Here is a 24,135-nt window from a genome sequence, read left to right on the forward strand (position 1 = left end):
CGTTCGAGCGGTCGATAAATAACCTCTTTCATCTGTTTGCGCGGGGGCTGTGGCGGGGCGGCGGGCTTGTGTATGCTCGCTGCACGTTCAGGCTCCGCACATTAATAAGAATATTGCCTATGACACTCGCTTCAGGTCCTGCTTCCACGGAGGGGCAACGGGATATACGCCGCAAATACGCCGCGCAACTGGCGGTCGAGCGCACGCGCCTGCTGTACCAGGGCTCCTTGCTGCCCACCTTGCTGATGCTCGCCAACGGCCTGGTCTGCGCCTGGCTGCTGTGGGAGCCCCAGCACTATGTGCTGGTGAGCGTGTGGCTGGTGTGGCTGACCGCGCTGGTGGCCATGCGGGTCATCCAGGTGGCCGCCTTCGATTCGGCCATTCCCGACCGGCAGTCGCAGCCGGTGTGGCTGCGCATGTTCCTGTTCGGCTCGTTCGTCAGTGGCCTGACCCTGGCTGGCGCCGCCATCCTGCTGGTGCCCACCGACAGCTTCGTCCAGCAGGCCTGGGTGTTCGGGCTGCTGGGGGCGGCCACGCTGTCGGCCAGCGTGGCGTATGCCGTCAGCCTGCCGGCCTTCCTCAGCTTCGCCTTGCCCTGCCTGTTGCCGCCCATCGGCTGCCTGTTCCTGATCGGCAGCGGCGCGCAGCACGGTTGGGGCTGGCTGGGCCTGATCCTGCTGGGGGCGCTGGTGGTGGTGGCCTGGCAGGTCAACCGCCTGATCGAGCGCGGGCTGATCCGCCGCTTCCAGAACCAGGACCTGATCGAAAACCTGCAGCACGCCCAGGCCGCCAGCGCGCGGCTGAACCAGGAACTGGCCCGCGAGGTGGACCAGCGCCGGCGCGCCGAAGGCGAACTGCGCGAGGCCCAGGCCGGGCTGGAAGCCCGGGTGGCCCAACGCAGCCACGAGCTGGACCTGGCCAACCAGGCGCTGAGCAAGAGCGAGGCGCGCCTGGCGCTGGCGCTGGAGGCCAGCGAACTGGGGCTGTGGGACTGGGACCTGCAGTCCGACGAAGTGCACCATACCCACGTGCAGCAGCTGTTCGGCCTGGACCCGGAGTACGTCACCGCCATGCTGCGCCACCTCAAGCCGCGCCTGCACCCGGAGGATGTGCCACACCTCAAGCGCACCCTGGTGGAACACATGAAGGGCCGCACCGAGGATTACCGCATTGAGTACCGCGTGCGTCACAGCGACGGCCGCTGGCGCTGGATAGAAGACCGCGGGCGCGCGGTGGAGCGCGGGGAAACCGGCAAGGTCCTGCGCATGCTCGGCACGCGGCGTGACATCAGCGCCAGCAAGGCCCATGAAGACCAGCAGCGGTTGTCGGCGATGGTGTTCGAGGCGGCCAGCGAAGGCATCATCATTCTCGACAGCGACTATGCCGTGCTGTCGGTGAACGAGGCCTTTATCAAGGTCACCGGTTACTCGCGCGAAGAAGTGCTGGGGCGCAACGTGGTCGAGCTGCCATGCAGCCGTGACGCGCGCCGTCATCATCGGCAGATCGACGAAGCCCTGCACCAGGCCGGCCAGTGGCAAGGCGAGCTGGTGGAGGCGCGCAAGAATGGCGAGCTGTACCCGCAGTGGCTGCAACTGAGCGTGGTGCGCGACCATCGCGGCAACATCAGCAATGTCATCGCCTTCTGCGCCGACCTGTCCGCCCGGCGCGAGTCCGAGGAGCGCATGCGCTTCCTCACCCATTACGACGAGCTGACCGGCCTTGCCAACCGCGCGCTGTTCCGCGAGCGCCTGCAGGAAGCCAACCAGCGCGTGCGCCAGGGCGGCCGCAGCCTGGCGCTGCTGCACATCAACCTGGACCGCTTCAAGCTGCTCAACGAGACCATGGGCCATGAGGCCGCTGACCAGTTGCTCAAGCAGATGGCGCGGCGCATCAGCAGTGCCCTGCCCGAGGCCGACACCATCGCGCGGCTGTCTGGCGACGAATTCGCGGTGCTGTTCGACGCCTATGCCAACCTGTCCAGCCTGGCCCGGGTGACCAGCCGGCTGCTGGCCAAGCTGCGCGTGCCGCAGATGATCGAGCACCAGGAATTGGTCGTCAGCGCTTCCATCGGCATCAGCCTGCTGCCCGACAACGCGCGCGACGTCTCGGCGCTGGTGGGCCAGGCGATCATGGCCATGCAACACGCCAAGCACCTGGGCGGCAACAACTTCCAGTTCTACACCGAGAGCTTGCAGGCCAGCACCCTGGAGCGCCTGCAGTTGGAACAGCAACTGCGCAAGGCCATCGACGAGCAGCAGCTGGAGGTCTACTACCAGCCCAAGCTGTGCCTGGCCACCGGCCGCCTCAATGGCGCCGAAGCCCTGGTGCGCTGGCGTCACCCGGCCATGGGCATGATTCCGCCCGGGGACTTCATCGGCCTGGCCGAGGAGACCGGCCTGATCGTGCCCATCGGCGAATGGGTGCTGCGCCAGGCCTGCTGGCAGGCCTGCGAATGGCAGCGCCAGGGCCTGGCGCCCATTCGCGTGTCAGTGAACCTGTCCGTGCACCAGCTGCGCCAGGGCAAGCTGGTCAGCCTGGTGCGCCAGGTGCTCAGCGACACCGGGCTGGCACCGCAATTCCTCGAGCTGGAGCTGACCGAAAGCCAATTGCTGGACAGCGTCGAGCACATCATTGCCACCTTCCACCAGTTGCAGGCCTTGGGGATTAAACTTGCCATCGACGACTTCGGAACCGGCTACTCTTCCCTGAGCTACCTCAAGCGCTTCCCGGTAGATTACGTGAAGATCGACCAGGCCTTCATTCGCGGGTTGGCCGAAGGTAGTGAAGATGCGGCCATCACCCGCGCCATCATTGCCATGGCCCACAGCCTGCAACTGAAAGTGGTGGCTGAAGGTGTTGAAACGCACGAGCAACTTTCGTTTTTGAACGCTCATGGGTGTGACGAAATCCAGGGTTACCTGATCAGCAAACCGGTGGAAGCCCAGGCTTTTGGCGGGTTGCTGGAGCAAGACCCGGATTATCGCGGGCAGCTTGGCCAGGTTCATTCGCGAACTTGACTATCGTTTAGCTGGGCGTGTCGCAGGTCATGTAGTATAACTACAAGAAAGCTACATCGGTCTTCCGATCCTGAACGAGTCTCCTCCATTGAACCTGTTGCAACACATCGCCCAGTCTCGCCACCTGTTACGCAAGTCGGAGCTTAAAGTCGCCGACCACGTGCTGCTCGACCCCGCGGCCGTGATGCACAGCTCCATGGCGGACCTTGCCCACAACGTTGGCATCAGCGAGCCGACCATCGTGCGTTTCTGCCGTGCGATCGGCTGCTCGGGCTTCCAGGACCTCAAGCTCAAGCTGGCGCAGAGCCTGGCCGCCGGTGCCAGTTTCGGCCAGTTCGCCATTCATGAAGACGACTCGGTAGCCGACTACAGCCTGAAGATCTTCGACACCACCCTGCACACCCTGATGGAGGTGCGCGAGCACCTCGACCCGCAGGCGCTGCAGCGCGCGGTGACCGCCATGGCCCAGGCCCAGCGCGTCGAGTTCTACGGCTTTGGCGCGTCCGGCGCAGTGGCGGCCGACGCCCAGCACAAGTTCTTCCGCCTGCTGCTGACCGCCGCGGCCTATTCCGACCCGCACATGCAGGCCATGTCGGCCGTGACCCTTAAGCCCGGCGACGTGGCCATCTGCATCTCGCAGTCGGGGCGCTCCAAGGACCTGCTGATCACCGCCAACCTGGTGCGCGAAAGCGGCGCCACGCTGATCACCCTGTGCCCCAGCCAGACGCCGTTGGCCGAGCTGTCCACGGTGAACCTGGCCATCGACGTGCATGAAGACACCGAGATCTACACCCCGCTGACCTCGCGCATCGCTCACCTGGTAGTGATCGACGTGCTGGCCATGGGCGTGGCCATGGCGCGCGGCCCGAGCCTGGTCAACCACCTCAAGAGCGTGAAGCGCAGCTTGCGCAGCCTGCGCTTGTCGCCCAAGTCGGTCAAAGCCCTCGACGACTGAAGCGCCGTAGCCGCTGCCGCAGGCTGCGCTGGCCCCTGAATACACTGGAAATTTTCAGTGACCATCAGGGCCAGCGCAGCCTTCGGCAGCGGCTACAAGGTTTCATTGAACCGTCATCCCCGCGCCCACAAATCGTAACCGCCCAGGCCCAGTCTGAAGTCCCCGCACTCGAACTGGGAGAGACGCAATGGCTCGTTACTTCGATGGCTCGCAGGACCAAGGCACCAACAAGACCAAGCGCCAGCAGGAAGACCAGCGCCGCATGGAATTCCGCCGCGCAATCGAAAGCTACTCCGAGCAGCGCCGCCTGCTGCAGGAAATCTCTGATTTTCCCGATATGGAATCCATCAACTACTGGCAGGCAACGTCGGCAAACGTCCAGAAAAACGTTCAGCCAGGGCGGTGATCTGCGCCCGTTCCATGCGGATGAACGCCTGAAAGGCCAGTGCCACCGGCGATAGCCGCTTGGCCTTGGCCTGCACGATGCACCAACTGCGATAAAGCGGCAGTTCTTCGACCGGTAGTTCCTTGAGCACCCCCGTGGCCAACTCCATGTTCAACGCATGGCGGGTCAACAGGGCCAGGCCAAGCCCGGCGATGACGCTTTCGCGCTGGGCGTCGGCGTTGGCCACCTCGATGGTCTGGGTGAAGTGCACGCGCTTCTCCTTGAAATACTCCTCGCAGGCCTTGCGCGTGCCCGAGCCCTGCTCGCGCATCAACAGCGTGTGCGGCTCCAGGTCCTGCAGGCGCAGGCGTTCCAGCTTGCACAGCGGGTGATCCGGCGGCGCCACGGCGACGATAGGGTTGTTGAGGAACGGCATGAATTCCAGCCCCATGTCCTGGGGCACCATCGACATGATGATCAGGTCGTCGCGGTTATCCGACAGGCGACGGATGGCCTGTGCACGGTTGCACACGGTCAGGCTAAGGTTGACCTCAGGGTGTTGGCGCTTGAACGCGGCGAACAGGTGCGGCACGAAGTACTTGGCGCTGGACTCCACTGCCAGTTTCAGCTGGCCTTGCAGCGAGCCCTGCATGTCCGACAGCTGCATGTCGAAGCTTTCCAGGCGCCCGAAGATGTCGCGGCTGGCGCGCTGCAGCGCCTCGGCTGCCTCGGTCAAATAGAGTTTTTTGCCCACATATTCGAACAATGGCTGGCCAACCAGCTCTTCCAGCTGGCGAATTTGCAGGCTGACCGCGGGCTGGGTCAGCGACATTTCCTCTGCAGCGCGGCTGTACGACCGTAGGTCGCAGACTTCGTTGAAGATCTGAAGTTGCCGTAATGTCATACGCATCAATGACTTACGCATGATGTAGTCCTCGTTGCCGCGCCATGGTCGCCTGACTATAAGGCTTCCTTTATGGCTGACCTAACAAATATTGATTTTTGTTAATTGTTACACGGCGCTACTGTGAAGGTGCGACTGGCCGAGCGGGCCGGGTCATGCGCCGACCGGTTTTGCCGGTCTGTTAGTCAACGGTCGAGGAACATCCAAGTGATAAAAAAGATCCTGATCGCCAACCGTGGTGAAATTGCCGTACGAATCGTGCGTGCCTGCGCCGAGATGGGCATTCGCTCCGTCGCGATCTATTCCGACGCCGATCGCCACGCCCTGCACGTGAAACGTGCCGACGAGGCCCACAGCATTGGCGCCGAGCCACTGGCCGGTTACCTGAACCCGCGCAAGCTGGTGAACCTGGCGGTGGAAACCGGCTGCGATGCCCTGCACCCCGGTTACGGTTTCCTCTCGGAAAACGCCGAGCTGGCTGACATCTGCGCCGAACGCGGCATCAAATTCATCGGCCCTTCGGCCGAAGTCATCCGCCGCATGGGTGACAAGACCGAAGCCCGCCGCAGCATGATCAAGGCCGGCGTGCCGGTCACCCCGGGCACCGAAGGCAACGTCGCCGACATCGAGGAAGCCTTGGCCGAAGGCGACCGCATCGGTTACCCGGTGATGCTCAAGGCCACTTCCGGTGGCGGCGGCCGTGGTATCCGCCGCTGCAACAGCCGCGAAGAGCTGGAGCAGAACTTCCCTCGCGTGATTTCCGAAGCCACCAAGGCCTTCGGCTCGGCGGAAGTGTTCCTGGAAAAATGCATCGTCAATCCCAAGCACATCGAGGCGCAGATCCTGGGTGACAGCTTCGGCAACGTGGTGCACCTGTTCGAGCGCGATTGCTCGATCCAGCGCCGGAACCAGAAGCTCATCGAGATCGCCCCCAGCCCGCAGCTCACCCCCGAGCAGCGTGCCTACATCGGCGACCTGGCCGTGCGCGCCGCCAAGGCCGTGGGCTACGAGAACGCCGGCACCGTGGAGTTCCTGCTCGCCGAGGGCGAGGTGTACTTCATGGAAATGAACACCCGGGTGCAGGTGGAACACACCATTACCGAGGAAATTACCGGCATCGACATCGTCCGCGAGCAGATTCGCGTGGCCTCCGGCCTGCCGTTGTCGGTGAAACAGGAAGACATTCATCACCGTGGCTTTGCGTTGCAGTTCCGCATCAACGCCGAGGACCCGAAGAACAACTTCCTGCCCAGCTTCGGCAAGATCACCCGCTACTACGCCCCCGGCGGCCCGGGCGTGCGCACCGACACGGCGATCTACACCGGCTACACCATCCCGCCGTTTTACGACTCGATGTGCCTGAAACTGGTGGTGTGGGCCCTGACCTGGGAAGAAGCCATGGACCGCGGCCTGCGGGCCCTGGACGACATGCGCGTGCAGGGGGTGAAGACCACCGCCGCGTACTACCAGGAAATCCTTCGCAACCCCGAATTCCGTAGCGGCCAGTTCAACACCAGCTTCGTCGAAGCCCACCCTGAGCTGACCAACTACTCGATCAAGCGCAAACCCGAAGAGCTGGCCCTGGCCATCGCCGCCGCCATCGCCGCCCACGCAGGCCTGTGAGGAACCCCATAATGTCCAAGAAAATCTTCGTTACCGACACAATCCTGCGCGACGCCCACCAGTCCCTGCTGGCGACCCGCATGCGCACCGAAGACATGCTGCCCATCTGCGACAAGCTCGACAAGGTCGGCTACTGGTCGCTGGAAGTCTGGGGCGGCGCTACCTTCGACGCCTGCGTGCGCTTCCTCAAGGAAGACCCGTGGGAGCGCCTGCGCAAGCTGCGCGCCGCCTTGCCCAACACCCGCCTGCAAATGCTTCTGCGTGGCCAGAACCTGCTGGGCTACCGCCACTACAGCGACGACGTGGTGCGGGCGTTCGTGGCCAAGGCCGCGGTCAACGGCATCGACGTGTTCCGCATCTTCGACGCCATGAACGACGTGCGTAACCTGCGCGTGGCCATCGAGGCCGTGAAGGCTGCGGGCAAGCACGCCCAGGGCACCATTGCCTACACCACCAGCCCGGTGCACACCATCGACGCGTTCGTGGCCCAGGCCAAAAAGATGGAAGCCATGGGCTGCGACTCCATCGCCATCAAGGACATGGCTGGCCTGCTGACCCCGTACGCCACCGGCGAACTGGTGCGCGCGCTGAAGGCCGAGCAGTCGCTGCCGGTGTTCATCCACTCCCACGACACCGCCGGCCTGGCCGCCATGTGCCAGCTGAAAGCAGTGGAAAACGGCGCCGACCATATCGACACTGCCATCTCCAGCTTCGCCTGGGGCACCAGCCACCCTGGCACCGAGTCCATGGTTGCGGCGCTGAAAGGCAGCGAGTTCGACACCGGCCTGAGCCTGGAGCTGCTGCAGGAAATCGGCCTGTACTTCTACGCCGTGCGTAAGAAATATCATCAGTTTGAAAGCGAATTCACCGCCGTCGATACCCGGGTGCAGGTCAACCAGGTGCCGGGCGGGATGATTTCCAACCTGGCCAACCAGCTCAAGGAGCAGGGCGCCCTCAACCGCATGAACGAAGTGCTGGCCGAGATCCCGCGCGTTCGCGAAGACCTGGGCTTCCCGCCGCTGGTGACGCCGACCTCGCAGATCGTTGGTACACAGGCGTTCTTCAACGTGCTGGCCGGCGAGCGCTACAAGACCATCACCAACGAGGTGAAGCTGTACCTGCAGGGCGGCTACGGCCAGGCCCCTGGCCAGGTCAACGAGCAGCTGCGCCGCCAGGCCATCGGCAGCGAAGAAGTGATCGACGTGCGCCCGGCCGACCTGCTCAAGCCCGAGATGGTGCGCCTGCGCGGCGAAATCGGCACCCTGGCGACCTCTGAAGAAGACGTGCTCACTTACGCTATGTTCCCGGACATTGGCCGCAAGTTCCTCGAGGAACGCGCTGCCGGCAAGCTCACCCCTGAAGTGCTGCTGCCGATTCCTGAGCCGGGCAAGGCGCCTTCGGCCAGCGGCGAGGGCGTGCCTACCGAGTTCGTCATCGACGTGCACGGCGAAACCTACCGCGTGGACATCACCGGCGTGGGCGTGAAGGCCGAAGGCAAGCGCCACTTCTACCTGTCCATCGATGGCATGCCGGAAGAAGTGGTGTTCGAGCCGCTCAACGAATTCGTCGGCGGCGGCATTGGCAAGCGCAAGCAGGCCAGCGAGCCGGGTCACGTCAGCACCACCATGCCGGGCAACATCGTCGATGTGCTGGTCAAGGAAGGCGACACCGTCAAGGCCGGCCAGGCGCTGCTGATCACTGAAGCGATGAAGATGGAGACCGAAGTGCAGGCACCTATCGCCGGCAAGGTGACCGCCATCCACATCGCCAAGGGCGACCGGGTGAACCCGGGCGAGATTCTGATCGAGATCGTGGGTTGATCAACGTTTAACCTCTGGGAGGCTTCGGCCTCCCTTTTTTATTCTGCTGCACGCAACCCGGTAGCCGCTGCCGCAGGCTGCGCTGGCCCCATGCCTCGCTGGAGATGCGCAGCGTACGCCAGGACCAGCGCAGCCTGACGGCAGCGGCTACAGGTTCAGAACTTCAGTTGCCATTGGCCGATGACGGCGTGATTGCGGCTGTTGCTGCCATATTCCCCGCTGTATCCAAAGCCCAGCGTCTGCCGCGCGGTAATGCCCACGTCCAGCCCGGCCTCGGCCAGCAGGCTGTCGCGGTCCAGCGCCGTACCCTGCACGCTGAAACCGCTGCCGCCGGACAGGAAGGCCTGGCGCGTCTCGCTGTCCACATCCCCATAGGTATGCCGCCAGCCCAGGCTGGCCCGCGGGGTAATGCTCATGCCGTTGGCCAGGGTGCCCAGGTGCGCCACGCGTACGCCGAAGGTGCTGCTGATGTTGTCCTGGGTCTGGGCGCTGACATCCAGCGCCGCGGCGCCGCCTTTCTCCTGATAGGCGTCGCGGTGGTAGCGCTGGTAGCCCAGGGTGGCGAAAGGTTCGGCACTCAGGCGGCCGCTGCCCAGGCTGTAGCCCAATTCGGCGAAGGCCTGCTGGCTGTCGGCGTTGTAATCGCCCTTGGGGCTGTCGGTAAAGCCATCGAACGCCACGCTGCGGCGGCTGCGGCCATCGTGGTGGCTGTAGGCGGCGCCCAGGCGCAGCGCCAGCGGCCCGTCCTGGCGCAGGGCATAGGCGCCCAGGTGCCAGCTGTCCACCGAACCCTCGACGCCGCTGGTGTCCAGGTCAGTCTTCGAATAACCGCCCAGCACACCCAGGCGCCAGGCCGGGGCGGCAGCCCAGTCGGCGCCGATCACGCTGCCCTTGGTGCGCTGGGTGAGGGCGCTGGCGCCGTCCTTGCCGTCCAGCTTGCCGTAGCTGCCCAGCCCTTGCAGCCATAGGCGGCCCTGGGCGTTGGGGTCGTTGAGGTTGCGGGCGCTGTCCGGTACGCCGTTGGCGGCCAGGGCCGGCGTGTCCTTGTCGTTCAGGCCCACCAGTAGGCCGGCGGTGCCGCCCATCTGCTGCATGGCCGCGAGCATGGTGCTGCCCACCTGGGCGCTGCCGCTCAGGGTGGCCGCGGCCAGGCTGGCGTTGCTGCCGCCCGCCAGTTGCTCGATGGCGGCGGAAGCCGTGCGGGTGGAGGTGTTGAGCAGTGCGTTGTACAGCGTGCTGTTCTGGTCCAGCCCACCCAGGCTGCGTGCGGCGCTGGCGCCGTTGCCCGTGGTGGCGTAATCGCTGAAGGCGATGTCGTTGCGGTTGTAGTCCAGCCCGACCTGGGTGGCGGTATAGCTCAGGGTTGGGGTCAGGAACGCGTAGTCACTGGTGACCTTGGCGAAGGTGCCTTCGATGGTGCCGGCCTCAAGCACCGTGTAATGGCTTTTCCAGGGGTAGTCGCCAGTGCTGGGCACCACTTCAAGCGTGGCGCCGGTGAGCGTGGCGGTGCCGCCCACCTGCACGGGGGCGCTGGTGCCGTCGGCGTTCACGCCATAGGCCAGGGTAGCGCCGCTGCCGAAGGTCAGGTTGCCGGCGATGCTGGCAGTGCCCAGCGCGGTGCTGGTCAGCAGGGTGCCGTTCACCAGCAGGTTGCCGACACTGCCGCCGCCGGCGTAGGTGCCACCGTTGTCCACGGTCAGGGTGCCAGCGATACCGCCTTGGTTGATCAGCGTGGCGCCTGTGGATATCTCGCCGCCGTCGCTGAAGTCACCGGTGCCGGTCAGGGTCCAGGTGCCCTGGTTCACCTGCAGCCATTCGAAATTGCGGCTGGCGCCGAAACTGCCGCCGCTGGCATCGTCCATCACCACCCGGTCGTAGCCGCTGCCAGCGTCCACCAGGCCCTCGAAGCGGCTGCCGCTGAGCAGGGTGAGGGTGTCATTGCCGCCGCCAAGGTCCAGGGCCAGGCCGTTGCTGCCGCTGATCAGGCCGGCGTTGGTGACCTTGTCGTCGAATTCGCCCACCAGCTGAATGCCAAAGCCGTCCAGGCCCCGGATGGTGCCCTGGTTGATCAGGGTCAGGGCCCCCGCGCCTGAGCCACCGCTGCCGTCATCCACCAGGATGCCGTTGTTGGCGCCGCTGATCAGCGCGCCGTTGGCGTTGTAGATATAGCCGCCACCCATGGCGATGCCCTCGCTGCCGTTGGCGAAGCCATTCTTATCCACACCCCCGGCGCCCGCGCCCTGGATGGTGCCGTGGTTTTCCACATGGCCAATGCCATCGATATCCACACCGTCGCCATCGCCGTTGGCTTTCAGGCCCGCGTACGCCCCGGTGATGGTGCCAAAGTTATACACAGTGCCGTCGCCGTCCGAGCCGAAGCCTGAGCCATTGCGGCCCGTGAGTTCGCCGTAGTTGTAGAGCGTGGCCCCCAGGTCAGTGGTAATTCCATGCCGGCCACCGCTGATAGTGCCGTAGTTATACACAGTCACGCCGGTGGCCGAATCGATATCCACGCCATCGTATTTCTGCGCATCGGTGAGCGAATCGCCTGTGGATATCTCTCCGTAGTTGATGATCGTCGCATTGCCGCCGGTCTTCATGCCGTCGCTGGCGTCGCCGCGAATCAAGCCGCCTTCGCGGTTGATGATGGTCGTGGTGGTGCCAGCGCTGCGCAGGCTGTCCAGATCGATGCCTTGGCCGGTACTGGAGCGGATAGTGCCGCTGTTGTCGATCAGCACGCTGCCTGTGGGAAAGTTGCTGTTGATGCGCAGGGCGTCGTCGTAGCCCTGGATCAGGCCACCGGCACGGTTGGTGAAGCTGTAGATGCGCCCCGCGGTCTCGCTGCCGCTGCTGTCGATGGCGCGGCCACCTGTGGAGATGATGCTGCCGGCGTTATCCACAACCACGCCGTTGCCGGTGGTGGGGTCCTTGAGGCTCACCGCCTTGCCGCTGGTGGTGATGCTGCCGGTGCTGGTCACGGTCAGGGTCTTTTCCCCGGTCAACGTCTGCGAATCGGTGGTGGGCGCACTGATGACCGTAGCGTTGGCTTGAGTTATCCCCAGGCTGAGAATGGACAGGGCGCAGGCGAGGCGGGACGGGGAAGGAGGCATGACGGACGGCCTTTTTGTAATTGAGAGGCCGTCCTATATAGCGGTTGGTGTTTACAATTATGTTGAAAGGTACAAATTGAAATAATTCGGCTTATTTCTCAATAGGCAGCTGGTCCAGTATCAGCTGCTGGATGTCCTTGCATGACACCTGCAATTTGCCAATCTCGCGCATACCTTCTTCTGGCAGGTAGCTGAATTTTACGTACAGCAGGTTGCCCTTTTGTTTGTTTGCGGTTTTGGCCTTGAGCAAATCAGCGATGAAGCGCGCTATTTGCTCCGCCTTGGAGCCTTTGTAGCTGCCCCACACTTTCATGCCGAAAGTGAAGATATCCATCGCTACCTGATTGAGCGCAAATACCCCTTCAAAGCGTTTCTTGGGTTCAAACAGCGAAACGCCCATATACAACTTGGGCAGTTCCTTGATGTCACTTGCAATGCTTTGCTTGGCCGAGCGCTCCAGCAACTCCAGGACCTGCAGCGCCGTGCCCACGATAGCCAAGGATTTTACGCCAGTCGGTGTGTTGGAAAACAGGTAGCGGTTCTTGCTATCGGGCACGGCCTTGGTCATCTCGCCGTTATCGACGATTACGCTGTAGTAGGTTTTGTCGAGTTTCACTTGCGGTTCAGGAACGCGCCACCAGTTGGCAGCTTCTACGTGCTTGGTCATATTGATTTCCCTTTCTTGAGTAAACGGGCCCGCCACGGGTGTGGCGGGCTGCGGTGCGAATACTCGACGAACTGTGAACAGAAAGGGCGCTTGGAAAAATTTGGAATTCATTCCGCCAAGGGATAGCGGGGGCCGGCGGCAGGATTAACCTGTGCGCAGCTCGCTCAGGCTCTTGAGCTGGCCATCGGCACCTTGGTTGGCATCCGCCAGCCAGGCATCGAACGCCGCATGCACCGCCGGCCATTGGCCGTCGGTAATCGAATACCAGGCCGTGTCGCGGTTGCAGCCCTTGACGATCATGTGCTGCCAGAACACCCCTTCGAAGGTGAAGCCCAGGCGCTCGGCGGCCTGCTTGGAGCGGGCATTGGCATTGTTGCACTTCCACTCCAGGCGGCGGTTGCCCAGGGCGAACGCCAGCTTCGCCAGCAGGTACACGGCCTCGGTGCTTTTCGGTGTGCGCTGCATGGGCGCGCCGAAGGCCACGTGGCCGATCTCGATACGGCCATGCTCCGGCACGATGGACATCAGGCTGAGGATGCCCTCGGCCTTGCCGGTGGTGCTGTCGATGACCGTGTAGAACAACGGATCGCTGCTGGCCGCCTGGCCCTTGAGCCAGGCATCGAACAGCCCGCGCTCGGTGAAAGGGCCGTAGGGCAGGTAGTCCCAGAGTTTCGGGTCGGGGCCCTGCAGGGCAGCCCACAGCTGGTCGCCGTGGTGGCCGACGTCGAGTTTTTCCAGGCGCACGAAGCGGCCTTGCAAGGTGGAGCCACTGGGTTCGACGGCGGGTTGCCAGTCGACAACGGGGTTGGACATGGTCAAATCCTACAGTGCTTTGCGAAATTGGATGAAGCCGGGGCGTTCGGCGATGCGTTCATACAGCTGGATGGCGGTGGCGTTGGTCTCGTGGGTCAGCCAGTGGACCTTGACGCAGCCTGCGGCGGCCGCGGTGGTGTACACATGCTCGATCAGCTTGCGCCCAACGCCCAGCCCGCGCGCCTCTTCACTGACGAATAGGTCCTGCAGGTAGCAGGAGTTCTCGATCGACCAGTTGGAACGATGGTAGATGAAGTTGACCATGCCGATGGCGCGCCCGTCTTTCCACGCCAGCGCGGCGTTGGTGGTTTCGGCGGGGTCGAGTAGGCGTTGCCAGGTGCTGTCGGTGACCTGCTGTGCCAGCTCGGTTTCGTAAAAACGCAGGTAGCCTTGCCACAGGGGCAACCAGTGTTCCTTGTCAGCTACGGTGACCGGGCGAATTTCAACGGATGACATGGTGGCTCCTTATTCACTCATGAGCTGGGCAACGGCGTTGTCCAGGGGATCGATGCTGGCCGCAAGGCCCTGGCGCACGCCGGCGATGTCCTCGGCGCTGCGGTTCTGGCTGAGCTTGCGCTTGCCTTCCAGGCGGCTGATGGGCAGCTCGAAGCCGACGATGGCCTTGAGCATGCTTTGCAGGTAATCGGCGGGGGCGTCATTCACGGCCCAGGGCTTGGCCTGGCCCGCCTCGTGGCGGTCAGTGAGTTGGCTGACCAGCGCGCGCAGGCGCTCGGCGTCGCTGAACACCTCGGCCGTGCCAGTGGCATGCACCGCCAGGAAATTCCAGGTCGGCACCGCTTTGCCGTGCTCGGCCTTGCTGGGGTAGAAGTTCGGGCTGACATAGGCATCGGCACCGCTGAATATCACCAGCGCTTCGCTGCCATTGGCCAGGTCCTGCCATTGCGGGTTGGCCCGGGCCAGGTGCCCGCGCAGGGTGCCGAACGGGCCGGCGGCACGGTCCAGCAGCAACGGCACGTGGCTGGCCTGCAGGCCGCTGTCGCCGTGGGTGACAACGATCGCCAGGCGGCAGTCCTGCATCTGCTGCTGCAGACGCTCGATGTCCTGGTCATGGAAAGCGGCGGGTAGATACATTGCTCGAAAATCCTCGGCGTGTGTGCCTATCCTAGGCAGTGGATTGGACCTTTGTAAGATCCATTACCTGTCATTTTCATAGGACCATTAGCGTGCCAATCACCTCCCCAGCGTTGCCTTTCGACCCGGCCGGCATCCATCTGGACGCGACCCGTGGGCTCAGCCGCGGGCTGTACCAGGCCCTGCGCGAACGGGTGCTGGATGGCCGCCTGGCCAGCGGCACGCGCATGCCTGCTACCCGCGACCTGGCCAATGCCCTGGGGGTGTCACGCAACACCGTGGTACGTGCCTACGACCAGTTGTACGCCGAGGGCTACCTGCAGGGCAGGGTAGGGGACGGCACCTACGTGGCGGTGTTGGACCATCCGCCAGAAAAACTATCCACAAAATTGTCCACAGGGTTATACCGGGGTATATCCACAGGGTTATCCACAAAATCGCTTGAAAATACTGGCTTTTCATCCAGTAAAGTTATCCACAGTGAGGCCGTAAAGCTGTTGGATGAACACCATTTGTCGCCCCTGCGCAGCGGGCCGCCACGAGCGTTTCGGGTAGGCGTACCAGCGTTCGACCTGTTCCCGTTTGCCACGTGGGCCAAGCTTTACGCGGCTTTCTGGCGCGCACCCGACCCCGAGTTGCTGGGCTACGGTGATCCGGCCGGTGACCTCACGCTGCGTGGGCTGATAGCCGCCTACCTGCGCAGTTCGCGCGGCCTGAACTGCAGCGCTGAACAAATTCTGATCACCACCGGTGCACAGGAGGCCATAGCACTTTGTGCACAGTTGCTGGTGAACGCTGGCGACACCGTTGCCATCGAAAATCCAGGCTACCGGGCCGCCGGGCATGCCTTCGCCACCGCCGGTGCCAGGTTGGCCGGCGTGGCGGTCGATCAGGAGGGCCTAGTGTGCTCGGCGCTGGATGGCATCGAGGGCTGCCGCATGGCCTATGTCACCCCCGCGCACCAATATCCCACGGGGGTAACCCTCAGCCTGGCGCGGCGCCTGGCCCTGCTGGAGTGGGCCGAACGTACGCAGGGCTGGATCGTCGAGGACGACTACGACGGCGAGTACCGCTACAGCGGCGCCCCGCTGGCGCCGTTGGCAGCGCTGGACCGCAGTGGCCGCGTGCTCTACGTGGGCACCTTCGGCAAGGTCGCCTTCCCGGCGTTGCGCCTGGGTTACCTGGTGGTGCCGCCAGCGCTGGTGGATGCTTTCTCGCGCAAGCGCGGGGTAACGCTGCGGCACTCGGAAATTGGCACCCAGCAGGTCATGGCCCGGTTCATTGCCGACGGCCACTTCCAGCGCCACATCCGCCGCATGCGCCGCGCGGCGCTGGCGCGCAGGGACGCGTTGCTGAACAACTGGCCTGTGGATATCCCCGGCATCGGTCCGCTGCCGAGCGTCTCCGCCGGCCTGCACCTGACCATTCCGGTGGATACGCTGGCGCGGGAGCAGGAGTTGGTGGCGCAAGCGGAAGCGGTGGGGGTGGAGGTGAACGCCTTGAGCCATTACTGGCTGGAAGATTCGACCGGTCCTGTGGATAACCGGGCGGGGCTGGTGCTGGGGTTTGCGGCGGTGGATGAGGCGGCCACCGTGACCGCCCTATCCCGTTTACGCCAAGCCTGGGCCCCGTAGCAGCGGCCCTGGGCCGCGTCCCAGGCGCCGCGGTGTTGGAAGTCATTGCGCGTCGCGGCCGGACGCCGCCTGCGGCAGCTGCTACGGAGCTTGCTTGCGTAGCAGCGGCCCTGGGCCGCGTCCCAGGCGCCGCGGTGTTGGCAGTTATTGCGCGTCGCGGCCGGACGCCGCCTGCGGCAGCTGCTACGGGGGTTTGCTTGCGTAGCAGCGGCCTTGGGCCGCGTCCCAGGCGCCGCGGTGTTGGAAGTCATTGCGCGTCGCGGCCGGACGCCGCCTGCGGCAGCTGCTACGGGGGCTTGCTTGCGTAGCAGCGGCCTTGGGCCGCGTCCCAGGCGCCGCGGTGTTGGCAGTTATTGCGCGTCATGGCCGGACGCCGCCTGCGGCAGCTGCTACGGGGGGTGGGGTCAGGTGCCCGACTTGATTTTGGTCCATGCTCGTGTGCGTGCCCGTTCCGCGTCGTGGGGCAATGGCTTGAGCGTATACAGCTTGGCCATCATCTCGTCAGTGGGGTACAGGTTCGGGTTGGTGCGGATGGCCTCCGACACCTTGGCGGTGGCGTCCTTGTTGGGGTTGGGGTAGCCGACGAAGTCGCTGATCGGCGCAATCACCTGGGGCTGCAGCAGGTAGTTGATGAATTTATGCGCATCCTCTGGATTGGCCGCGCCCTTGGGGATGGCCAGCATGTCGAACCAGATCGGCGCGCCTTCCTTGGGCAGGCGCATGTCCACCACCACGCCGTTCTTGGCATCGCGGGCGCGGTTGGCAGCCTGGGAGAAGCTGCCCGAGTAGCCCACGGCGACGCAGATGTCGCCATTGGCGATGTCAGCCATGTACTTGGACGAGTGGAAATAGGTGATGTACGGGCGGATCTTCATCATCAGCGCCTCGGCCTTCTTGTAGTCGGCCGGGTTGCTGGAGTTGGGGTCCAGGCCCAAGTGCTGCAAGGCCAGCGGCAGAATCTCCGAGGGCGAGTCGAGCATGGCTACGCCGCACTGCTTGAGCTTCTTGATGTTGTCTTCGTTGAACAGCAGGTCCCAGCTGTCCACCGGGGCGTTGTCGCCCAGCACCTGCTTGACCTTGGCCGGGTTGAAGCCGATCAGGATGGTGCCGTACATGTAGGGCACCGCGTACTTGTTGCCCGGGTCATTGAGCTCCAGCAGCTTCATCAGCTTGGGGTCCAGGTGCTCGAAGTTGGTCAGCTTGCTGCGGTCCAGCGGCTGGAATACCCCTGCCTCGATCTGCTTGGCCAGGAACACGTTGGAGGGCACCACCACGTCGTAGCCGGAATTGCCGGTCAGCAGCTTGGCTTCCAGAGCCTCGTTGGTGTCGAAGATGTCGTACACCAGCTTGACGTTGTCGTCCTTCTGGAAGTCCACCAGCGTCTGCGGGGTGATGTAGTCGAACCAGTTGTACACCTTCAGGGTGCGCGGTTCGTCGGCGTGGGCTGCACCACAGGCCAAGGCCAGGGCGCACAGGGCTTGCTTGAACTTATGCATGTTGGCGTTCCTTGAGGGCGCGTTCGAAACCTTCCAGCACGTTCACGGCGTTGATGCCGATCTCTTCCACGGCATAGCCGCCTTCCATCACGAACAGCGTCGGCTTGCCCAAGGCGGCGATACGGCGGCCCATGTTCAGGTAGTCGGGGCTGTCCAGCTTGAACTGCGAGATGGGGTCATCCTTGAAGGTATCCACGCCCAGGGACACGATGATCACGTCCGGCGCGTAGTCGTCGATGCGCTGGCAGGAGGCATCCAGGGCCGCGCCCCAGACGTCCCAGGCGCTGCCGGCGGGCAAGGGGTAGTTGACGTTGAAACCTTCGCCGGCGCCTTCGCCCACTTCATCGGCATAACCCAGGAAGAACGGGAATTCGAACTCAGGGTGGCCGTGGATCGAGGCGAAGAACACGTCGCTGCGCGGGTAGAAAATGGCCTGGGTGCCGTTGCCGTGGTGGTAGTCGACATCCAGGATCGCCACGCGCTGGTGGCCCTGGTCGAGGAAGGCCTGGGCGGCGATGGCGGCGTTGTTCAGGTAGCAGTAGCCGCCCATCACGTCGCTGGCAGCGTGGTGCCCTGGTGGCCGGCACAGGGCGAAGGCGCTGTAGGCGCCGGCTTGCATGGCAGCCTGGGCGGTCAGGGCGACCTGGGCGGCGCTGTAGGCGGCTTGCCAGGTGCCGGCGGTGATCGGCGCGCCGCCGTCGAAGGAGTAGTAGCCCAGCTCGCCCAGCAGGGTGGTGGGCTTGATGGCGCGCAGGGTACGGGCCGGCCAGGTGAACGGCATGATGTCGTCCTCGCGGCCCAGCTCGACCCAGCGCTGCCAGGCACCCTGGAAGAAGTCCAGGTAGCCCTTGTCGTGAATGCGCTCGATGGGCGCGCGGCCAAAGTCCTTGGGTGCCTGCACCGGGCCCAGCTCACGGTCCTTGACCCGCTGCAGCACGTGGTCGGCGCGCGAGGGCATCTCGAAGCAGGGCATCAGTTGCCCGTCGATCAGCTCGCAGCGGCCGTGGTGCAGGTGGTGGTCGTCCGAATAAATCGTCAGCATTTTCTTATTCTCCGGTGGCTGAATCAGGGCTCCATTCTTGATGTGCCAGCGGCGAATCGGGAACGTCGGGAACGGCCAAAAGGGGATCGATATGGCCAAGCGTGCTGACCGGATTTCGCCCCCGTTTGACGCAAAGCGCACCAATCAGGCGCGGAAATGGCTTGGCGCCACGCCGCTCCAGCGTACGAAGGCGTGGCGGAAACTGGCGGTTTCGCTGAAGCCCAGGGTCTCGGCAATGCGGTAGATGGGGAGCTGCTTGTCGGCCAGCAGATGCTTGGCGCGTTCGAAGCGCAGTTGGTCGAGCAGGTCCTGGTAGCTGCTGCCCACGTCGCTGAGGTGGCGGCGCAGGGTGCGCGCCGAGCAGTTCATCTGCCGCGCCAGGCCGTCCAGCCCGGGTGCATCGGCCAGCTGTGCTTCAAGCAGTTGGCGAATGCGCCCCAGCCAGGCCTGGCGGCCGGTGAACTCCAGGTTCTGCACGCGGCAGCGCTCGGCCATGGCGCGGTGGGTGACCGGGTCGGCCAGGGGCAGTGGCTGGTCCAGCCAGGCCTTGTCGAAGGCAAAGGCATGGTCGCAGGCCTCGAAGTGCATCGGGCAATCGAAGGTCTCGGCATAGCCGTGGTGGTAGCGGGGGGCGGCATGGGCAAAGCGCGCGGCCAGCAAGGGCAGGGGGTGGCCCAGCAGGTCGTCGCAGATCACCTTCAGCGAGGTCATGCACAGCTCGGCGTTGAACACCGCCAGGGCGGGGCTGTCGGTGTAATGGCTGGCGCTGAACCAGATGCGTTCGCCATCGTCCTTGAGTTGCAGGTGGAAAAGTGTTCCCAGCAGTGCCGGATATTGCAGTGCCAGGCGCAGGGCGTCACCGAAAGTGGCACTGGACAGCAGCGCGTAGCCGAGCATGCCGTAGGCGGAAACGTGCATGCGCCGGCCCAGCTCCAGGCCGATTTCCTCGCGCAGGGCCACGGCGTTGGCGCATACCTGCATTTCCTGGCTGGTGGTGATGCGTGGGTCGGCGCGGCTCAGGTCGGCGGGGCTGATGCCGCTGCCGGCCAACAGCGCCTCACTGGTCAAACCTTCGGATTTGAAGGTGTTGAGCACCAGGGAAACTGCGTTGAGGGTGGTGAGGTGGGAATGCAGCATGCTCGATATCCGACGGGAACCTGGCGGATACCGAGCAAGGAGCGTGCCTCTCGTTACCGGTTAGGCCAACTCACCGCACAGATCCAGCTCCACCAGGCGGCGCACCTCGGCCACCGGCAGGCCAGCGCCCAGCAACGCATGCAGCTTGCCGAACGCCGCTTCGCGGGTCATGCCGCCACCGGCCAGCACGCCGGCGGTGCGTAGGCCGCTGCCGGCCTCGTAGACGTCGAACTCCACGCCGCCTTCATGGCACTGGGTCACGGCCACGATGACCACGCCGCTGGCCTGGGCAGCCTGCAGCGCGGTAATGAAGCCTGGGTTATCGCACGGGCCGGTGCCGCTGCCGTAGCACTCCAGCACCACGCCCTGCACGCCGCTGGCCAGCACTGCGTTCAAGGGTTCGGCGCCGAAGCCGGGGAACAGTGGCAGCACCGCTACCTTGGCTAGGGCCTTGGGCTGGTTGTAGCCCAAGGCTGCTGGCAGTTGCCCGGCCGTGGCCACGCCACCACGGCGCTTGAGGGCGGCGAAAGGGTTGCGGCCAAAGCTGCGGATTTTCGCGCAGCGGGTCGGCGCCAGCAGCTCGCCGTGGAAGTACAGCTGCACGCCGGCTGGCAGGCCCTGGCCCAGGGCCAGCAGGGCGCCGTTGATGTTTTCCCAGGCGTCGCTGTCCGGCACACCGGCGGGCAGCATGGAGCCGGTGAACACCACGGGCGCCGGCAGGCCCAGCAGCTGGAAGCTCATGGCCGCCGCGCTGTAGGCCAGGGTGTCGGTGCCATGCAGCACCAGTACCGCGTCGCAGCCATCCGCTTCCACGGCCTGGACCACGGCTTCACGCAGGCGCTGCCAGTAGTCGGGGGTCATGTTGGCGCTGTCGATCAGCGGCAGCAGCTCGCGGAAGCGCCAGGCCGGGATGGCCAGCTCGGGGTGGCCGGCCAGTTGCTCGCGCAGGCGCTGTTCGAAGCCCGAGGCAGGTGCCAGGCCGTTGGCCGTGGCCTGCATGCCGATGGTGCCACCGGTGTAGAGCACCATCACTTGACGGGCGGGTACTGCATGGGGCGAATTCATGTGCCCGGTCTCCTAGCGAATGAGGCTGTGGTCGAGCATGGCTTCGGCCACCAGCTGGGTGACATCGACCAGTTGCTTGTCGGTGTCGATATCGGCGATCAGGGGCAGCTCGGTGCACGCCAGCAACACCGTGTCCGACTCGATGCTGTCCAGCAGCCGGGCGAAACGCGGTCGCAGCTCGGGGTGCTTGGGCCCCAGCGCCTTGATGTCGTAGATCAGTTGATGCAAGGCCTGGGCCTGCACCGGTTCGAACGCCACGTGCTGGCGCAGCGAGCGGTACGGCGACCACTCGCCCAGCTCGGCCACCGGGCGTGCGCCCAGCAGGCACACGCGGGTCAGGCCGCGGCTGCGCAGGTAGTGTTCGAGCACGTCGCAGAACGAGACGAACACACTACGCAGGTTCAGCTCGCGAATGCGCTCGGCAAATAGGTTCAAGGTATTACAGGCAATGGCGAAGGCAGCGACGGTGCCGTCCAGGGCCAGGACGTCCTGGCGCAGGGCGTTCCACACTTGCTGTTCGGTCTTCTGCAATTCCATGGACAACCCCAGTTCGGGGTCGGAGATGATCGACACCGCGGGGGCATCGAGGTCGCCGCGAAACGCCTGGCCCAGGCGGCGACGGTTTTCTTCCAGCAGCTTGGCCCACATGTCCATCCCGGCTTCTGGCCCAGAGCCGGTGATGATCCCGAGCCTGGGCCGGGCGACATAGTCGCCCGGGGCCAGGTGGGTGGGCATGAATGCCCCGGCCATTTAGCGTTGTGCCTGGGCCAGGTTCACAGCCTTGTCGGCTTCGGTGCCGGCAGCCACGGCTGGCCACGACTTGGCGTCGATGTCCAGGTCCGGGAACTGGCTGGCGTCGAACACCGGGGTCTTGATGCCGGCCTTGCGCTGGGCATCGTAGTCCGCCAGCAGGCGCAGGCCGATGTTGAACAGCATGGCCAGGGCGATCAGATTGACGAACGCCAGCATGGTCATGGTGATGTCGGCGAAGGCGAACACGGTGCTCAGGTCTTCGACCGCGCCCCACACGATCAGCGCCAGTACCAGTGCACGGTAGCCGATCAGCGCCTTGCGGTTTTCACCGACCAGGAAGCGCAGGCTGTTCTCGCCCAGGTAGTAGTTGTAGAGGATCGAGGTGAACACGAACAGCGCCAGGGCCACGCTGATGAACATGCGGCCCCAGTCACCGACCACGGCGGCCAGCGAGTTCTGGGTCAGGGCAATGCCGTCACCTTCGAAGCCCGGGGTGTAGAAGCCCGACAGCAGGATCAGCAGGGCGGTGCAGGTGCAGATCACGAAGGTGTCCAGGAACACGCTGAACGCCTGGACCACACCCTGGGCAACCGGGTGCTCGACCTGGGCCACGGCGGCCACGTTCGGGGCGCTGCCCAGGCCGGCTTCGTTGGCGAATACGCCGCGCTTCACACCCATCACAATGGCGCTGCCCACCAGGCCACCGAAGGCCTGGTCAAGGCCGAAGGCGCTCTTGACGATGGTTTCCAGCATGGCTGGCACGTGTTCGAACTGCAGGCCGATCACGTACAGGGTCACGCCGATGTACACCAGGGTCTTCACCGGTACCAGCAGGTCCGCCACCTTGGCGATGCGCTTGATGCCGCCCACGAACACCAGGCCCAGCAGCACGGCCAGGGCGATGCCGGTCTTGTGCACGTCGAGGCCGAAGGCGTTGTTCAGCGAGTGGGTCACGGCGTGCGATTGCAGGCCGTTGAAGGCGAAGCCGAAGGTTACCAGCAGCAGGATGGCCATCAGCATGCCCAGCTTGCGCTTGCCCAGGCCGTGCTGGATGTAATACGAAGGACCGCCGCGGAACTGGCCCTCGGAGTCGCAACGTTTGTACAGCTGACCCAGGGTGCACTCGAAGAAGCTGCTGGACATGCCCACCAGCGCGGTGACCCACATCCAGAACACGGCGCCAGGGCCACCCAGGGTCACCGCAATGCCGACGCCGGCGATGTTGCCCGCGCCCACGCGGCCAGCCAGGCTGAGCATCAGCGCCTGAAACGAACTCAGCTGGTCCGAGCTGCTCTTGAGGCTGTCACGGAACACCGCGAACATGTGGAAGAAGTGTCGAAGCTGGACGAAACGCGAGCGGATCGTGAAATAGCTGCCGAGGCCGACAATAAGCACGATCAGTACTTTGCCCGAGAGGAAGTCGTTGATGACTTCAAGCATGGAGTAATCCTCGCTGTTTTTTTTTTGATGGCGAATTTGACTGGTCCGGGTGCAACACGCCGCACCCAGTTACCGGGGCGCAAATGGTTGGCGATTGACCCGTGCGGAGCAATTTCGCGGGTTGATGGAAAATGACGCTACTTGATGCTACCTTCGCGCTCCTTGGCGCCATATCGACGAGCTGCACATGCGTGAATATCTCCCGGCGAACCTGCAGTTGCTGTGTCGGCACTATCCGTCCATTGCCGAGGTGTGTCGGCGGCTGGACATCAACCGTGCGCAGTTCAACAAATACCTGAGTGGCCAGAGCCTGCCGACGCCCTACAACCTCAAGCGCATCTGCGACTTTTTCGGGGTCGAGGAATACGAGATCGGCCTGCCGGCCGAGCAATTCACGCGTTTGATCGGCGTGCGTCACCGCCACACCGTGGAACAGCCGGAAATGACCGGGCCGCAACGGGCCCTGGAGCATCTGCGCCAGCGTTCATCCCCGGACCTGGCCGCCCACCTGGGCTATTACTACGAGTACTACCACTCGATGTCGGTTCCGGGGCACATCCTGTGCTCGCTGGTACACGTGCACGAAGAGGGCGGGCACTATACCTATGAGCGCAGCGAACGTCTGCAAACGCCGGGTATCAAGGGTGAAGAATACGAGCGCTACCGTTACCTGGGGGTGGCCTATAGCCTGCAAAACCGGCTGTTCTTCGTCGATTACGAATCGCTGACCTCGAATGAAATCTGCCAGACGGTGCTCATCCCCAGCTACAAGGCGCGCATCAAGCGCCTCAATGGCCTGAAGATCGGCGTGTCCTCCGCCGACCACCGCGCCCCGGCGTGCACGCGGGTGGTGTGGGAATTCCTGGGCAAGGACATCAACCGCGTCGACGCCTACCGCCGCGTGCGCTTGTACAAGCCCGACGACCCCGAGATCGACACCGACCTGCGCGAACGCCTGGCGCAGACGCAGGTGGTGGATGGGTTGTTCCAGATCGGGTGAGCATGCCCCCGTAGCAGCTCCGAAGGCTGCGTCCGGCGGCAGTCCTGTGTTGCCCCGGGACGCGGCCTGGGGCCGCTACTACAGCGGGGTTGTGCGCAGGGTTTCGCGTAGCCGCTGCCGCCAGGCTGCGTCCGGCGGCAGTCCTGTGTTGCCGCGGGACGCGGCCTGGGGCCGCTGCTACA

19 protein-coding genes are annotated in these 24,135 nt (G+C 64.4%); 7 read left to right on the forward strand and 12 right to left on the reverse strand.

The window, feature by feature from the left end; translation table 11 throughout:
• The first annotated feature begins 119 nt into the window (after positions 1 to 119).
• From AC0Z2B_RS11235 to AC0Z2B_RS11245, 3 genes are all read left to right on the forward strand, one after another.
• Complete coding sequence (locus AC0Z2B_RS11235; protein WP_476296679.1) at positions 120 to 3,017, forward strand: EAL domain-containing protein; 2,898 nt, start codon at positions 120 to 122, stop codon at positions 3,015 to 3,017.
• Positions 3,018 to 3,105: 88 nt separating this feature from the next.
• Positions 3,106 to 3,972 carry a transcriptional regulator HexR gene (hexR, locus tag AC0Z2B_RS11240; protein ID WP_416421622.1) on the forward strand — a complete coding sequence of 289 codons (867 nt, stop codon included), beginning with the start codon at positions 3,106 to 3,108 and terminating at the stop codon, positions 3,970 to 3,972.
• 187 nt (positions 3,973 to 4,159) lie between these two features.
• On the forward strand, positions 4,160 to 4,378 hold the full coding sequence (locus AC0Z2B_RS11245; RefSeq protein WP_473004939.1) for a PA3496 family putative envelope integrity protein: 219 nt from the start codon (positions 4,160 to 4,162) through the stop codon (positions 4,376 to 4,378).
• Here the strand turns inward: AC0Z2B_RS11245 and AC0Z2B_RS11250 are convergent.
• Positions 4,320 to 5,282 carry a LysR family transcriptional regulator gene (locus AC0Z2B_RS11250; protein ID WP_476296681.1) on the reverse strand — a complete coding sequence of 321 codons (963 nt, stop codon included), beginning with the start codon at positions 5,280 to 5,282 and terminating at the stop codon, positions 4,320 to 4,322. The genes AC0Z2B_RS11245 and AC0Z2B_RS11250 overlap by 59 nt on opposite strands.
• Before the next feature lie 186 nt (positions 5,283 to 5,468).
• On the opposite strand from AC0Z2B_RS11250, the gene AC0Z2B_RS11255 reads away from it, so the two are divergent.
• Both AC0Z2B_RS11255 and oadA read left to right on the forward strand, forming a co-directional pair.
• A complete protein-coding gene (locus AC0Z2B_RS11255) occupies positions 5,469 to 6,884 on the forward strand; it encodes an acetyl-CoA carboxylase biotin carboxylase subunit (protein WP_473004937.1) in 1,416 nt (471 codons plus the stop codon).
• A gap of 11 nt (positions 6,885 to 6,895) precedes the next feature.
• Positions 6,896 to 8,704, forward strand: coding sequence for a sodium-extruding oxaloacetate decarboxylase subunit alpha (gene oadA / locus AC0Z2B_RS11260; RefSeq protein WP_416421619.1), 1,809 nt, complete (start codon positions 6,896 to 6,898; stop codon positions 8,702 to 8,704).
• Positions 8,705 to 8,859: 155 nt separating this feature from the next.
• Here oadA and AC0Z2B_RS11265 read toward each other — a convergent pair whose 3' ends face one another.
• From AC0Z2B_RS11265 to AC0Z2B_RS11285, 5 genes are all read right to left on the reverse strand, one after another.
• Complete coding sequence (locus tag AC0Z2B_RS11265) at positions 8,860 to 11,814, reverse strand: autotransporter outer membrane beta-barrel domain-containing protein (RefSeq protein ID WP_476296683.1); 2,955 nt, start codon at positions 11,812 to 11,814, stop codon at positions 8,860 to 8,862.
• A gap of 91 nt (positions 11,815 to 11,905) precedes the next feature.
• Positions 11,906 to 12,481: a hypothetical protein gene (locus AC0Z2B_RS11270; protein ID WP_476296685.1), complete on the reverse strand. Its 576-nt coding sequence runs from the start codon at positions 12,479 to 12,481 to the stop codon at positions 11,906 to 11,908.
• A 144-nt stretch (positions 12,482 to 12,625) separates the two neighbouring features.
• The gene (locus AC0Z2B_RS11275) at positions 12,626 to 13,294 is read right to left on the reverse strand and encodes a GNAT family N-acetyltransferase (RefSeq protein ID WP_476296687.1); all 669 of its coding nucleotides are present in this window, start codon (positions 13,292 to 13,294) and stop codon (positions 12,626 to 12,628) included.
• A gap of 9 nt (positions 13,295 to 13,303) precedes the next feature.
• Positions 13,304 to 13,750 carry an N-acetyltransferase family protein gene (locus AC0Z2B_RS11280; protein WP_476296689.1) on the reverse strand — a complete coding sequence of 149 codons (447 nt, stop codon included), beginning with the start codon at positions 13,748 to 13,750 and terminating at the stop codon, positions 13,304 to 13,306.
• A 9-nt stretch (positions 13,751 to 13,759) separates the two neighbouring features.
• On the reverse strand, positions 13,760 to 14,386 hold the full coding sequence (locus tag AC0Z2B_RS11285) for an FMN-binding negative transcriptional regulator (protein WP_416421615.1): 627 nt from the start codon (positions 14,384 to 14,386) through the stop codon (positions 13,760 to 13,762).
• Between the two features lie 98 nt (positions 14,387 to 14,484).
• Between AC0Z2B_RS11285 and pdxR the strand changes: the two genes are divergently transcribed.
• Positions 14,485 to 16,020: a MocR-like pyridoxine biosynthesis transcription factor PdxR gene (gene pdxR / locus AC0Z2B_RS11290; protein WP_476296749.1), complete on the forward strand. Its 1,536-nt coding sequence runs from the start codon at positions 14,485 to 14,487 to the stop codon at positions 16,018 to 16,020.
• A 404-nt stretch (positions 16,021 to 16,424) separates the two neighbouring features.
• Here the strand turns inward: pdxR and AC0Z2B_RS11295 are convergent, their stop codons facing one another.
• From AC0Z2B_RS11295 to AC0Z2B_RS11320, 6 genes are all read right to left on the reverse strand, one after another.
• Positions 16,425 to 17,516: a polyamine ABC transporter substrate-binding protein gene (locus AC0Z2B_RS11295; RefSeq protein WP_416421614.1), complete on the reverse strand. Its 1,092-nt coding sequence runs from the start codon at positions 17,514 to 17,516 to the stop codon at positions 16,425 to 16,427.
• Complete coding sequence (locus AC0Z2B_RS11300; RefSeq protein ID WP_476296691.1) at positions 17,509 to 18,558, reverse strand: histone deacetylase family protein; 1,050 nt, start codon at positions 18,556 to 18,558, stop codon at positions 17,509 to 17,511. Before AC0Z2B_RS11300 ends, AC0Z2B_RS11295 begins: the two co-directional genes overlap by 8 nt.
• 144 nt (positions 18,559 to 18,702) lie before the next feature.
• Positions 18,703 to 19,695: an AraC family transcriptional regulator gene (locus AC0Z2B_RS11305; RefSeq protein WP_476296693.1), complete on the reverse strand. Its 993-nt coding sequence runs from the start codon at positions 19,693 to 19,695 to the stop codon at positions 18,703 to 18,705.
• Positions 19,696 to 19,755: 60 nt separating this feature from the next.
• Positions 19,756 to 20,760, reverse strand: coding sequence for an asparaginase (locus AC0Z2B_RS11310; RefSeq protein WP_476296694.1), 1,005 nt, complete (start codon positions 20,758 to 20,760; stop codon positions 19,756 to 19,758).
• 12 nt (positions 20,761 to 20,772) lie between these two features.
• Positions 20,773 to 21,495 (reverse strand): aspartate/glutamate racemase family protein, encoded by a 723-nt coding sequence (locus tag AC0Z2B_RS11315; protein WP_476296696.1) that lies wholly within the window; start codon positions 21,493 to 21,495, stop codon positions 20,773 to 20,775.
• Positions 21,496 to 21,510: 15 nt separating this feature from the next.
• Entirely contained in the window at positions 21,511 to 22,953 is a 1,443-nt protein-coding gene (locus AC0Z2B_RS11320; protein WP_476296698.1) for an alanine/glycine:cation symporter family protein, read from the reverse strand.
• Positions 22,954 to 23,140: 187 nt separating this feature from the next.
• On the opposite strand from AC0Z2B_RS11320, the gene AC0Z2B_RS11325 reads away from it, so the two are divergent.
• Positions 23,141 to 23,953 (forward strand): helix-turn-helix domain-containing protein, encoded by an 813-nt coding sequence (locus AC0Z2B_RS11325; RefSeq protein WP_416421608.1) that lies wholly within the window; start codon positions 23,141 to 23,143, stop codon positions 23,951 to 23,953.
• The last annotated feature ends 182 nt before the right edge of the window (positions 23,954 to 24,135 follow it).

Source organism: Pseudomonas sp. GYB4201 (assembly GCF_056312595.1).